Origin of the sequence: Nocardia sp. CA-135398 (assembly GCF_050955845.1) — a bacterium.
GTDB lineage: Bacteria > Actinomycetota > Actinomycetes > Mycobacteriales > Mycobacteriaceae > Nocardia.
Window position 1 is genome coordinate 3,346,860 of record NZ_CP192084.1, and the last position, 13,566, is coordinate 3,360,425.

At 66.8% G+C, this 13,566-nt stretch carries 12 protein-coding genes; 11 read left to right on the forward strand and 1 reads right to left on the reverse strand.

Annotation, left to right across the window (positions count from 1 at the left end):
- The first annotated feature begins 11 nt into the window (after positions 1-11).
- The 11 genes from ACQP1T_RS14810 to ACQP1T_RS14860 all read left to right on the forward strand — a co-directional run bounded on the left by ACQP1T_RS14810 (position 12) and on the right by ACQP1T_RS14860 (position 12,778).
- Positions 12-665, forward strand: coding sequence for a hypothetical protein (locus ACQP1T_RS14810; protein WP_433760769.1), 654 nt, complete (start codon positions 12-14; stop codon positions 663-665).
- Entirely contained in the window at positions 662-1,477 is an 816-nt protein-coding gene (locus ACQP1T_RS14815; protein ID WP_433760771.1) for a hypothetical protein, read from the forward strand. Before ACQP1T_RS14810 ends, ACQP1T_RS14815 begins: the two co-directional genes overlap by 4 nt.
- Positions 1,462-2,322 (forward strand): hypothetical protein, encoded by an 861-nt coding sequence (locus ACQP1T_RS14820; protein ID WP_433760772.1) that lies wholly within the window; start codon positions 1,462-1,464, stop codon positions 2,320-2,322. Before ACQP1T_RS14815 ends, ACQP1T_RS14820 begins: the two co-directional genes overlap by 16 nt.
- On the forward strand, positions 2,316-3,797 hold the full coding sequence (locus ACQP1T_RS14825) for a hypothetical protein (RefSeq protein ID WP_433760773.1): 1,482 nt from the start codon (positions 2,316-2,318) through the stop codon (positions 3,795-3,797). The genes ACQP1T_RS14820 and ACQP1T_RS14825 overlap by 7 nt, the downstream gene beginning before the upstream one ends.
- 2 nt (positions 3,798-3,799) lie before the next feature.
- A complete protein-coding gene (locus ACQP1T_RS14830) occupies positions 3,800-5,290 on the forward strand; it encodes an SCO6880 family protein (RefSeq protein WP_433762205.1) in 1,491 nt (496 codons plus the stop codon).
- Positions 5,291-5,297: 7 nt separating this feature from the next.
- On the forward strand, positions 5,298-7,601 hold the full coding sequence (locus tag ACQP1T_RS14835; protein WP_433760774.1) for a hypothetical protein: 2,304 nt from the start codon (positions 5,298-5,300) through the stop codon (positions 7,599-7,601).
- Between the two features lie 88 nt (positions 7,602-7,689).
- Positions 7,690-7,998: a transposase gene (locus ACQP1T_RS14840; RefSeq protein WP_040692310.1), complete on the forward strand. Its 309-nt coding sequence runs from the start codon at positions 7,690-7,692 to the stop codon at positions 7,996-7,998.
- A gap of 46 nt (positions 7,999-8,044) precedes the next feature.
- Positions 8,045-9,727, forward strand: a complete 1,683-nt coding sequence (locus ACQP1T_RS14845; protein WP_433760775.1) for a peptidoglycan DD-metalloendopeptidase family protein — start codon at positions 8,045-8,047, stop codon at positions 9,725-9,727.
- 161 nt (positions 9,728-9,888) lie between these two features.
- The gene (locus ACQP1T_RS14850; RefSeq protein WP_433760776.1) at positions 9,889-10,446 is read left to right on the forward strand and encodes a hypothetical protein; all 558 of its coding nucleotides are present in this window, start codon (positions 9,889-9,891) and stop codon (positions 10,444-10,446) included.
- Positions 10,447-10,494: 48 nt separating this feature from the next.
- Positions 10,495-12,318, forward strand: a complete 1,824-nt coding sequence (locus ACQP1T_RS14855) for a type IV secretory system conjugative DNA transfer family protein (RefSeq protein WP_433760777.1) — start codon at positions 10,495-10,497, stop codon at positions 12,316-12,318.
- A 73-nt stretch (positions 12,319-12,391) separates the two neighbouring features.
- The gene (locus ACQP1T_RS14860) at positions 12,392-12,778 is read left to right on the forward strand and encodes a DUF4913 domain-containing protein (protein WP_245672630.1); all 387 of its coding nucleotides are present in this window, start codon (positions 12,392-12,394) and stop codon (positions 12,776-12,778) included.
- A gap of 64 nt (positions 12,779-12,842) precedes the next feature.
- On the opposite strand, the gene ACQP1T_RS14865 is transcribed toward ACQP1T_RS14860, so the two are convergent.
- The gene (locus tag ACQP1T_RS14865; protein ID WP_433760778.1) at positions 12,843-13,397 is read right to left on the reverse strand and encodes a hypothetical protein; all 555 of its coding nucleotides are present in this window, start codon (positions 13,395-13,397) and stop codon (positions 12,843-12,845) included.
- Positions 13,398-13,566 lie beyond the last annotated feature (169 nt).

Consider the following 13,566-nt stretch of genomic DNA (forward strand, 5'->3'; position numbering starts at 1 on the left):
ACGGCCCTGGGATGATTTCCACAGTTGTGCGGGAGTACCCCGGCGCGTGGCGGCGCGGCATCGGCAAGCCCGCCGCCGGTGCGTTCGGTGCTGCCCTGCTGCTCGCGGCGGTCGGCTGCGGCGGCGGTGACGGCGATTCCGGTCCGAATCTTTCGGCCGCACCCACCCACGTGCGGTGGCAGCCGTTCCAGGGCGTGCCACTGCCGAGTGCCGACCAGGGGCCGAAGCAGATATCCGACGGTGCCGCAACGGGTTTCGAGCATTCGCCGATCGGTGCTGCGCTCGCCGCGATCGTGCACACGGTGCGCTTGTCGGTGGCCGCCGACAGCCAATGGGCCGATATCGTGCGCCACGAGGTGGTGCCGAACAAGGCCAGAGACGAGTGGGCGGTGAATCGGGTGCAGCTCTCGATCACCGGTCCGGCCGTGCCCGAATACGCGCCGAGAGTGCTCGGATACAAGATCACCGGCTATACCGATGCGGCCTCCGCCGTCGATGTCTATACCGAATATTCGGACAGCTCGAAGGCGGTGAACCACACCACTGTCGAATGGTTCGGCAACGATTGGAGATTACGACTGCCGGATCCCGACTCGACCGCTCGGCCCATCGAGGCGGTCGATGAATTACCCACGGACATAGTGAAATTGGAGGCGCCGAAGTGAGTGAGAAGGAGTCGTACGCGCGCGATCGCGTCTCCTTCGGTGCCATCGCGTCCGCTGCCGTGCTGGTACTCATCGTGGTCGTCGGCGTATTCGTGTACGTGAGCCGGGACGACTCGGGTTCGGGTGGCGACAAGGCCGCCGCCGCGGCCACTTCCGGCGGTGCGGGCTTCGCGACTCCCGAGGTGGATATTCTCGGCAGGCGCGTCGATATCCCGAACAACCCTGCCGGACAACCACTTCCGCAGGATCCGACCCGGCAGCGCAGGCCATCGGACGCGGACTGGCTGACCGCGGCGCCCGAGGGCACCACCGCACCGCACGGTTGGCAGCGGGTCTACGGTGCCTCGGTTCCGTTCTCCACCTCCGACGGACCGACCCGTATCGAAGACGGTCTGGCCGTTGGCTATTCGCACACCCCGCAGGGCGCGGTGCTCGCGGCCGCCCAGATCACCTACCGCCTCAACGCCCGCCCCGCCGACCGCGACCTCTACGTCCGCCAGGTCCGCGTCTCGGCCCAGCAGATCGCCGCCTACGATAAGGCCCTGTCCCAGGACAAGCTCCCCGAACAGCAGCCGGAAAAGGTGACCAAGTATTTCGTCGCCTCGGATGCGTTCAAGGTCGAGAACTATGCCGATGATCTGGCGATCATCCAGCTGGCGTCGCGCGGGCCCGTGGTCGACGGGAAACAGCTATGGGCGGCCCTGCGACTGGTCATGGTGTGGGATGCCGGGGACTGGCGGCTCAAGCCCGCCACCACCAACAACACGCAGACCGAGTACGTCGAATCATTGAACGGGTGGACGAAATGGTGAGGCCAGGGCCCGGATCGGGTCGGGCACAGCACCGTTCGCCGCTGGCGCTGCTCGGCGTCGGCGCGGTGCTCGCGGTAGTCGTCGCGGTCCTGGTGACCGTGATTGCCATGCGGGACAACGCCGTCGGCGGCGACCAGGTTTCCAAGACGGGCACAAGTTCGGAGCATGTGCCCGAGACAGCGGCGTCGGGCTTCGGCAACCCCGAAGCCGATATGTTCGGCCGTCGAGTGGATGTGCCCGATAATGGCATCGGCGTTGCACTGGAACAGAATCCGGCGCTGCAGCAGCAGCCGGGCGCACCGAACTGGCAGACCGCGGCACCGCAGCCCGCTATCGGACAAGGCGTGTGGCAGCGGATTTTCGGCGGACCCGTGGTCCGGTTTTCCACCTCGGACGGCCCGGCGCGTATCGATGGCAAGGCCGCCGTCGGATTCGCCCATACACCGCAGGGCGCTGCCCTTGCGGCCGAACAGATCTACTGGCGCACCAACGCCAACCCGCGTGATCGCGATCTGCTGCTGCGGCTGGTCGAGGTCACCCCGCAATACCTGGCCGACTACGACCGACTCGTGGCCGAGGGCAAGGTCTCGGATCGACTGCCGGACAAGTTGAGACCCCTGTTGTTCGCTTCGGATGCGTTCCGAATCGAGAGCTATACCGAAGATTCCGCGATCATCCAGTTTGCGAGAAAGGCCCGAGAAACAGCTGATGGCCAACCAACATGGGTCGGCATGCGCCTGGCAGTCATATGGCGCGACGGCGATTGGAAGCTCACGGCGGTGAGCGGACAGCAGCAAGTCCAGATCGATTCCCTGCGAAGCATCGAGGGGTGGACACAATGGTGAGGCGAGTACTCACGATTTTCGCGGTCATCTTCACGGTGATGATCGCGACGCCGACGGTGGCCTATGGCCAGACGTACGGTTTCGACGATACGTGCAACGAACTGCACGACACTCTCGACAATGTCGGGCTGCCCGGCGTTTCCCTCGGTGACGCCGCGTCGGCGGTATGCAAGGCGGGCAATGCCGCCTCGCACCCCGGCAGCGCCGCGAACGCGGTCAAGGACAAGGCCTGGGATTCGACCTTCGGCAAGGTCGTCGATTCGCTGATGAACGGCCTCGGCGAGGCCATCATCCTCGCGCTGACCTTCTGGATGAAGGTCCCCAACGAGGCGGCCAGCGATTCGGGTTCGTTGTTCGTCAAGATCAACGATTACACCTATCAAGCGCAGATATTGCTGCTCATAGCCTCGGTGATACTGTCCGGGGCCAGATTGGCCGAGGCCAGACGCGGTGCCGTCATGAACGAGGCGGCCGAATCGTTCCGCATGTTCACTCGAGTGGTTTTCAGCTCCTGGATGCTGGGCGCCGTCATCGTCGCGGGCACTCAGGCCTCGGATCGCTTCTCCGAGTGGATCATCAACGACTCGACCAATGGCAATGCCAAGGATCTGGCCGAGCTGATGGTGAAAACCAGTAAGCTGCAGGCATTTTCGCCGGGTCTGGTGCTGATCATCGCGATCGTCGGACTGCTCGGTGCGCTGGCGCAGATCGTGCTCGCCATCGTGCGTCAGGGTCTGCTGATCATCGCGGCGGGTGTACTGCCATTGGCCGCCGCCGCATCCGGGATGAATATCGGCAAACAGTCGTATCAGAAGCTGATCGGCTGGATCATCGCGTTCATGCTCTGGAAGCCGGTGGCGGCCATCGTCTACATGATCGCGTTCACCACCGCGGGCCACGTGGATTCGCTGACCGATACCGGCGGACTGCCCGAAGGCGAACAGGCACAACGGATGTTGGTCGCCATCGTGCTGCTGTGCAGCGTCGCGTTCGTGCTGCCCGCGCTGATGCGATTGGTCACGCCCGCGGTCGCGATCGTCGGCAGCGGCGGTTCCGGTCTCACCGCGGCGGGCGGAACCTTGCTCGCGGTCGGCGCTTTGGGCGCAATGGGTACCAAGGCCACTTCGGTCAGGGGTGCCGCACCGGGTTCGGCGGGTTACGTCAGTGGCACCTCCGCCGGTCCGCGTCCGCCTGGTGGCGCGGGCGGTCCGCGCGGCGGTGGCGCGCCGCGCCCGGTCCCGCCACGCGGAGGCGGCGGTGGCGGCGGAGCGGCCGCGGCCGGACCTCCGCGCGCCTCCGTCCCGCAGGGCGGGGCGGGAGTACCGTCCGGTGCGTCGAGGGCGGCGGGTGCGATCGGCGTGGCCCGCGCGGCGACCGCGCCGCTGAACCGAGCCGATGAAGCCATGGGTGATGTGGCGGGCGACCGCTGGGCGAACCGTTCGCCCGACCTCGGGAGGAGCACCATTCCGCGATGACGATGACGACCAGCGATACCTACGAGCGCCGCTCGTACGGGCTGTGGCAGAAGCCGCGCAGCGCAGGCCTTTTCGGTCTGCGCTGGGAAGAGACCGTCATCGGCTTCGTCGTCGTGATCACGGCTCTGATCTGCGCCATGGTCGGCGGTTTCAAGTGGGGTCTGATCGTGGGCGGCACCGGCGTCGTCGTGATGGTTCCACTGGTGTGGCGGACAGGGGGCCGCTCCGGATACGAGAACGGATTGATGATGTTCAACTGGATGCGCTCCCGCAACCGCGGTGAGCATGTGTATCGCGGCGGCCGGTTCTCCCGGATTCCGGGCGGTGTCACACGGCTACCCGGTCTGCTCGCGCCCTCGAAGCTCTACGAGGGCATCGATGCGGGCGGTTACAGCTTCGGCATGATCCACCTACCGCAATTCGCCCAGTACACAGTGGTTTTGCGGGCTTGGCCGCAGGGACACGAGGCGGTGGACCAGCCGGTCATCGATCGCTGGGTCTCGGCTTGGGGCACCTTCCTCGCCTCGGTCGGCCAGACCAGTGACATCGTCGCCGTCGTCCCGGTGATCGATACGGTGCCCGAGACCGGTAACCGGCTGCTCACCGAGGTCGCCACGATCACCCGTCCGGAAGCGCCGGAGCTGGCGCAGCAGGTGATGTACGAACTCGCCACCGAGCTGCCGCAGGAACGGGTGCAGTTGCTGCCGCGCGTCGCGATCACCTTCAAGGCGACTACCGCCGAGCGGCGCAAGAATCCGGCCGAGGAGGCGGTCGAGATCGGGCGCAGGCTCCCCGGCATCTGTGCCGCGCTGGCCGAGGCTGGCGTGCGCGCCCAGCCGATGTCGGCCGATGAGGTCATCTCGTTCATCCGGCGCAGCTACGATCCGGCCTCGCAGGCCGATCTCGAGGTCGCGGCGGGCGAACCCGAAGGGCACGGGCTGGATTGGGCCGATGCCGGACCGGTTTCGCACGACGAGAAGTGGGATCATCTGGTGCACGACGGTGGCCGCTCGGTCACCTGGGAGATGGACGCCGCACCCGAGGGCGCGGTGGACGAGCGCGTGCTGCAGCGGCTGCTCGCGCCGAATCCCGAAGTGCCGCGCAAGCGCATCGCCATCGTGTACCGTCCGCATTCGGCCGCCGACGCCGCCGAAATCGTCGACGACGATTTCAAGAACGCGCTGGTGGCTCAGCAGAGTGAACGCGGTGTCGTCTCGGCGGCCGCGACCCTGCGGGTGGGCGCCACCCAGCAGGCCCGTGAGGAACAAGCCCGGGGTCACGGTGTGACCCGCTTCGGGGCGCTGGTGACCATCACCGAGCCCCTGCGCGGCGATCTGCCGCGCATCGAAGCCATTACCCGCGACCTGTCCACGCAGGCGCGGTTGAAGATCCGGCGGTGCTACCGCTATCAGGCGGCGGCCTTCGCGGCCTCGCTCGGTTGCGGGGTGATCCTGCCGGAGCACGCGACAATTCCGAAAGCCTTGGCGGGGTGAGCAATACATGGCAGGTGAGTACGAGCCACCCGTGCGCGAACGGGACGAAGTGCCGGTGCGGCGCAAGCGGCGCCCCGAGGACGCGGGATGGGAGCGGCCCTCGGACGAAGGTGCGCAGCGGCCCACCGGGGGCCGGGTCGAGCGCTCGGGTATCGAGGAGATGCCCGACCGGGATCGGCGGTCCGCGCGGGGCCCGGCGCGGATGAGCGGCGGCGAGCGGACCGGCATCGGCGAAACGTCCGATCGGGAGCGGCGACCGTCGCGCGATGCGGCCGAGCGGCGGGCGCGACCCGGCGCCGCAGCCGCGGACGGTGGCCGTGCCGATCGGCCGCACCCCGATCGCGGGCGCGCCAGATCGGAAAACGGCCGCGGTGAACGGAATTCGGCCGAGCGTGGACGTTCGGACGGCGCCAGGACCGCTCGGCAGCGCGATGGCGCACCGCAACGATCGGTACGGGGGGAACGCGTGGCACGACCGGATCGCACTGGCTCGCGGACGAGTCGCGAGGCACAGCGCGCGGCGAAGATCGACTACACCGCCGACCGCGCCATGGGCACCCCGCAGATGGATAAGGCCGCGCGTCGCGCGAAGGCCAGGTCGGACAAGCGCAAACAGTCCGGTCCGCCGCTGCTCGACGATGCGACCAGGGCCAAACTCGAGCAGATCAGCCGTGAGGGCACCGGCCTGCGGGCGGCCTTCGCGACGTTCCGGATCCGCACCGACGATATTCGCCGCCGCAACTACGCGGCCCGTGCCGAACAGGTCTTCGAGGACGGATTCGACCGCAGCACAGCCCAACTCACCGATCGCGGTTATATGGGTGCCGGTGGCGGCCGGATGAATGTCGTGGGTCGACCGGTCGAATACCGGGCCACCACCGCCCAGGTCGCGGGTCTGTGGCCGTGGTCGGTCGGCGCGGGTGCGCCGCTGATCGGCACCCCGCTCGGTTCGCATCTGCACACCGGCGCCCCGGTGTGCTTCGACCCGATGAACTGGTTCCTGCGCGGCAGCTTCATCACCGCGCCCAGCCTTTTCGTCCTGGGGCTCAACGGTTTCGGCAAGTCATCGCTGGTGCGCCGGATCGTGCTCGGCGGTATCGCGCAGGGCATCACGCCGCTGATCCTTGCCGACGTGAAACCCGACTACCGCAAACTGGTCGAACTGGTCGGCGGCCAGGTGATCGACCTCGGATACGGCCACGGCAAGCTCAACCCGCTCGCCGCGGGTGTGCTCGGTTCGGTCGTGCCGATGCTGGACGAGCTTCCGGCACTGCAACTTCAGGTGCTGCAGGATCTGCGTGCCCGCCAGGTCACGCTCATCGCCGGTCTGGTCGAATTGGTGCGCGGCGCGCGGGTGCGCGACTACGAGGAGACGCTGATCGCCACCGCACTGCGCATCCTCTACCGACCGGGCAGCGGCTACACACCCGACCAACCGCCCATCATGGAGAACCTGCTCGAGGTGATCGTCGCGGGCGGTGACGAACTGCAGCTCGATGCCGGTGCAGACGATCCGAACGAATACCAGGTCGCCATCAAGGGCCTGCGCCGATCGCTGCGCGCGTTGACCCAGGGTCCGTTCGGCGCGATCTTCAACGGGCAGACCACGGTTCCGATCGATACCAGCGCGGTCGCCGTCTGCATCGACGTATCCCATATCCCCACCGGCGACAAGAAGCTCAAGGCCGCCGTGATGCTGGCCTGCTGGGCCGACGGTTTCGCCTCGGTGGAGGCCGCGCATGTGCTCGCCGACGCGAAACTCGGCCCGCAGCGCTATTTCCAGGTGGTGATGGACGAACTGTGGCAGGTGCTCGGTCTCGGTGACTTCATGGTCGACCGGGTCGATGAGCTGACCCGCCTGCAGCGCACCATCGCCACCGCGCTGATCATGATCAGCCACACCATCAAGGACCTGCAAGCACTGGGATCGGAAGCCGCCATCGCGAAGGCGCTCGGCTTCCTCGAACGCGCGCGCGCCAAGATATTCGGCGCGCTGCCCGGCGAGGAAATCAAACGCCTGGACAGCGTGGTTCCGTTCACATCCGCCGAGGAGGAGATGGTGACCGGATGGTCCGCACCGCAAGCGCTGACGGGTGAGGCGCTCAAACCCGGTCAGCTGCGCCCGTCACCACCGGGCACCGGCAAATTCCTACTGAAGATCGGTGAGGATCGCCGCCCGGGCATCCCGTTCCATATGGAATTCACCTTGTCCGAGAAGGAAAGTGGAATCCACGAAACCAACCAGCGCTTCTCCGAGTTCACCGAGTCGACCTCGCGTGGCGGCGATTCCCCCAGCGGGAGTGCCGCATGAGGGGGCTCGCGCCGCTCGTGACTGCTGGCGGGTCGCTCGAAGCAACAGAGCTTTCGAGACCGGCGGTCGGCTGTGGGAGGTGGGGCGCATGATGCCGCACCGGTCCTATCGGAGAGTGTCGCCGGAAGTGCGCAAGGCCGCGGTCGAGCAGGTCATCGCGCTTACCGGCAAACTACGCAGTGAATCGGAGGCATGCCGGGTGGTCGCCGAGCAGATCGGCGTGCACACCAACTCGGTGCGCAACTGGGTGCGCGCCGCCGAGGGACCGAGTCTGGAGCGTCTGGACGCGACGGCGCTGCGCCGCAAAGTCGCATTGCTACAACAACAATTGGCCGCCGCCGCGGAGATGAACCGCACCCTGGCCGACACCCTCAACGAATCTCGGCGGCAAACATGAAACTGCTCGGTTCGGTCCGCGGTCGTTCGGCGCTGCCGGGGATGCGGTGAGCGGACGGACCCTCCTGTACGTGGCGCTGGCGAGCGTACTCGGGCTGATAACCCTGGTAGTCGTCATCGTGATGCCCGCAGTCGACGACGACTGCGAGGGCACCTCGGTGCTCGTATCGTCGAGTGTGTTGCCGCCGCTCGGTGGATACGCGCCGGGTAATTCCCGGGTCGCGGGCACGCCCACTCCCACGAGAACGACCGGCAATCCGACTGCCACCCAAGCCCATTCGACCGCCACCGGTGCACCGTCGCTGGCCGCGGGCGTCGGCCCGATCCGCCGGACGCTGCCGCTGGCCGCAGGCACCTTCACCGTGTCTGATGTATTCGGCGCGCGCGGCGGCACCCATAAGGGCGTGGACTTCGCCGCATCCGACGGCACCACCATCTACTCGGTCTCCGACGGACGGGTCGTGGCGGCCGGTCCCGCTTCGGGTTTCGGCAACTGGATCGTCGTGGATTCGGTCGATACCAACGGCCGCGCGTATTCGGCCGTCTACGGCCATATGTGGGATAGCGGCGTGCATGTGCACGTGGGCGATACTGTCGTGGCCGGTCAGCCCATCGCCCAGGTCGGGTCGGCGGGCGAATCCAGCGGTCCGCACCTGCATTTCGAGATCGTGCCCGGCGGACGCTTCACCGGTGGTCGGCAAATCGACCCGCTGCCCTGGCTCGACGGCGCTCCGACCCCGGATGTCGGTGGTGCGCAGGCCTTCTCGTCCGATCCGCGCTGCAATCGTGGGTTCGGTACCGCTGGCGGTGCGCTGGCGGCTGGCAAGGTGCCCCAGGAACTCGAAATATGGTATCGCCGTGCGGGTTCCATCTGCCCGCAGATCACCCCATCGCTGCTGGCCGCACAGGGCAGGCAGGAGTCCGGATTCCGGCGCGGCGCCGCCTCGCCCGCTGGTGCGCAGGGTCTGGCCCAGTTCCTGCCCGGCACCGCGGCCAGTATCGACCCCGATGACGGTCAGCCCTATGTCATCGATGCCGACGGCAACGGCGTCGCGAGCGTATGGGACGACGGCGACGCGATCATCGGTCAGGGCCGCTATATGTGTGCGCTCGCGCACAAGATCACGGCGTGGGAGTCTCAGGGCCGCGTGCAGGGCGATGTCGTCGCGCTGACCCTGGCCGCCTACAACGCCGGTGAGGGTGCGGTGCTTGCCTCCGGCGGTATGCCGAACCAGGTGGCCGCGCATTACGCCGAAACCCAGCCCTACGTCGCGAATATCCTTGCGATGGAACCGCAATACCGCGCCCAGGGTTCCAATGGCCGCTTCACCCCGCAGGAGGGTACCGGCGGCGTTCAGATCGTCCAGGCGGCGCAGCAGTGGCTCGGCACGCCGTACGTCTGGGGTGGCGGCGGCCCGCAGGGGCCGAGCGGCGGCGGTATGGACGGTCCCGGCCTCACTTCGGCGGCGGTATTCGCGGCGTCGTCGGGCACGGTGACGTTGCCGCGAACGGCGGAACAGCAGTGGGAGTCGGGCGTCGAGGTGCCGCTGAGCAAGCTGCAGCCGGGCGATCTGGTGTTCAGCTCATTCGGCCCACGCGGCCCCGCCGAGGTCGGAATCTATTCCGGCAACGGCAGAATGATCCAATCCGTGCCCGCCGCATACGGGCATTCCAGTGGCGTGACCGAGGTCGCGGTGCCGGGTGACGGCCGCGGGAGGAGGGTGCTGTGAGGACAACCGATACCGCGGTGGGCGAACACGCCGAAGCATGTGCGGCGATTGCACCGCACAAGTGTCGGTCCCGGCGGCTAGCCTGGAATAACACGGCGGCGCGAGCGATGGACCCGGAGGCGGTAGCGGAGCGTGACCACGAAGGGGCCCGCGAACGCCGCATGTCGAACACTGCACGCGCGAAACTGGTGGTGATGCTGGTGGTGAGCGTCGCGATGTCGGGTGCGGGGTGCGCCAGCTCGGATCGGGAGTCGGGTTCCGGTGCGCCGCAGCCGCCCACGTCCACGACCCGATTGCTGGAGGGTGTGCCCGCACCCGATCCGGTGACGCCCGAGGGCGTCGCGGTGACCGCGCTGAAGGAGATCTACTCCTGGCAGCCCGCCACCGAGGCCCAGGGCGCGTCGCTGTCCCGTGCGCGGAAATGGTTGGGCCCCAGCCTGATCCGCATGCTGGACAGCACGCCGACCGGGATCGAGACACCGAAACCGACGCTGCAGTGGGCGGACTGGGCCAAGGCGCAGGCGCATATCGAGGCATTCACCTTCGCATCCGGGGAGCGCCCGCCCACGAGCGCCGATCCGAATGTCCAGCAGTTCAAGATCGGGGTCGAGCAAACGGTCGTCTACCCGAACGGGCGCAAGGAATCCCTGCCGCCCGCGACGGTCATCGCGACCGTGGTGCGCACCTCGGAAGGTTGGCGGCTCGACGCCTTCCGCTGAACCCGCACCAGCGACAACCACATAGCCAGGTCCTAACAGGAGGCAGAGATGGCGAAAAAGAAGAAGGTGCAGGATCCGGCCGCGGTCGGACCCGATATCACCCTCTACATGATCTACGCCGGTTTCGCTACTCTCGGAACCCTGTGGATCGCCCTGCATCTCGGCAACGCGATGGCTGTCACCCCGCAGGACATTCCGATGAACCCGATCGCGATCGTCGCCGATCTGGTCAAGGGCAAATTGCACTGGCCGCGGGCTTCTACGGTGATCGTGCTGCTCGTGGTCGCGGCGATCGTGGCGTTCGTGCTGGTGCGCAAGCGGCTCGCCGCACGTCGGTCGGTCGGGCGGCTTTCCGTGGACGACAAGGCCGATGTGATGGGTAGCGGCGATGCCATCAAGTCACTCACCGAGAAGGGCGTGCGGGACAAGGCCGAGATGCTCGGCGTTCGGCTCGGCTACAACGACAGTCCGGGCGTGCCGATCGGCGTCGGCGTTGCCGATGGCGTAATGCTCTACGGCTCCTATGAGGATCTGCACCTGGATATCTGGGGGCCGCGACAGGGCAAATCGACCTCCCGGGTGATTCCGGCCATCCTGACCGCGATCGGCCCCGTGCTGTCCACCTCGAATAAGCGCGACGTGGTCGACGCGACCCGAGATGTGCGCGAGGCCAAGGGAAGTCGTACCTTCGTCTTCGATCCGCAGGGTGTCGCGGGGGAGGAACCGACCTGGTTCTGGGATCCACTCGCCTGGGTCGACGCCTACCACGACGGTGCGGAGATGCGGGCCGCGCGGCTGGCCGGACATTTCGCCGACGCCGACAACGGTTCCGATGCCAAGGGCGATGTGTTCTTCGATCCGGAGGCCGAGGACCTGCTCGCCGGACTGTTCCTGGCCGCGGCGCTCGGTGGTCGCCCGATCGTGCAGGTCTGGGACTGGGTGACCAATCCCAACGATGCCGAGCCCATCGAGCTGCTGCGCAATGCGAGCAAGCACTACACCGCCTCCGGTCTTGCGATGCAGTACAACGCCGATCCCCGCACCAAGAGCGGCATTTTCGGCACCGCGAAGAAAATGATCCGCTGCCTGCAGCTGTCCAATGTGCACCCGTGGATCCTGCCGGGCGACAACCGCATGCAGTTCGACGAGCTCGAATTCATCGAGAACAACGGCACTCTGTACAGCCTCTCGCTGGAGGGCCGCGGTTCGGCGGCACCGCTGGTCAGTGCGCTGACCGAGGCGGTGGTCGATGTGGCCATGCGCAAGGCCACGCATTCGCCCGGCGGTCGGCTGCCGATCCCGATGCTCGCGGTCCTGGACGAGGCGGCGAATGTGGTGCGCTGGAAGGATTTGCCCAAGCAGTACAGTCACTTCGGCTCGCGCGGCATCGTGGTGATGACGGTGCTGCAGTCCTGGGCCCAGGGCGCGCGCTGCTGGGGTGATGACGGCATGCTGGCGCTGTGGTCGGCGGCCAATATCAAGGTGCTCGGTCCGGGCGTCGACGATATGAACTTCCTGCGCGACCGCTCCGAGGCGATCGGCGAATACGACGCGATCTCGTCCTCGGTCTCGGAATCCAAAGGCGGCAAGAGCTATTCGCGCTCACTCGGTTCGTCCAAGACGTTCACCGTGAACGCGCTGGCAACCCTGCCGCAGGGCCGCGCGATCGTCTTCACCTCCGGCCAGCCCGCGGTGCTCGTGCGTACCGTGCCCTGGTGGGAGGGCGACTACGCTGACGATGTGAAGAAGTCGATCTCGCACCATCTTCCGGGGCGTAAGACCGAGATCGCCGACCTGTTCGGCTCGCCCAACCTGACCAAGGCTGCTCCGCCACCCGAATACGGTCAAATCGAGGAGGTCCGGCCACTGTGAGCGAGCGTAGCGAGCGAACCATGAGCACAGCACCATCGGTCGCAGCGGAACCGAGCGCCAGCGAGGTGCAGCTGTGACCGACCAGCAGGAACAGCCCATGATCTACACCAACGTCGTGGAGTTCGTCGAGAACTACCTCAGCCTGGTGTACCGGCGTCAGGTCACCGATATCAGTGAAACGGTGTGGTGCCCGGAGTGGTGGAAGCATGCCGAGGCGGTGGCGCGACTAGATGCGCTCTGGCGCGCATGGGAGCACTACCGACTCGAGCCGAGCACCGGATTGAGCATCTGGTTCCTCGACCACGCCGATCCGCATATGACCAAACTCTTCGATCCCCGTGGACCGTTCAAGTACTGCAGTGTCCGCAACGGCCACAAGGACATGCTGAGCCCCCTGCCGCTGAAGTCCCCGGCCCAGGGGCTCTTCGGCGATCCGACTATCGGCGACTTCCGCATCTGAAGGCCGAAAACGTCGAAACGCCCGCTGATTTCAGCGGGCGTTTTCGGTTTCCGGTGCAGCGAGCCTACTGTCGGACGCGTTCCAAACCGCGTGCGTCCTGTTCCCGACCTCGGGCGGCGGCCGCACGGGCGGCTTCGTCGCGAATGCGTACCGCTTCTTCGGGCGGTTGCCCCTGGCCTACTTCGATGAGCATCCGTACCGCCGCCAGTTCCGGTGCGATACCGATCCGGGCGAGATGCGCCGCGATCGCCTGCCGACGTTCCTGGGAGTCGTAGCGGACGAGCGGTTTGGACTGAGCCGACGCGGTCGCGGCCATCCGGGTGGCCTCGGCCTGTGCGGAGAAACGATCCTTCTCCAGTGAAATACCCTTGGCCGGAACCGATTTCTCGACCATGCGGGCAAGTTCGAGATTGCGTGGGTCCTTCGCCTTGGCGTCGCGGGCCTCCCGGATCTGAAGCTCCCTGGCCTCCTTGATGCGGGCCTCGGTGATCTTGACGCGGGCTTCGGCTTCTTTCTGACCACGCTCACGGGTCCGCAGCGCGACTAAGGTCGCAAGCTGCAATGCGGTCTTCATCATGGCCGCGGTTTCCCGGCCGATGTCGTCCAGTTCCTCGGACATGGCTGCTCCCCGATGCTGCAGTGATCACTATGGATGTTGTGGTGCTTCGTCACGGACGCCGCCATGTCGAACTGTAGTCCGCCACGGCGGTGCCCCGCCTGCAAACGTGGACACCCAGAGGACTCATCGCGCGGCACTCCCGGTGGGGATCGTCCGATCAGGAATGGCT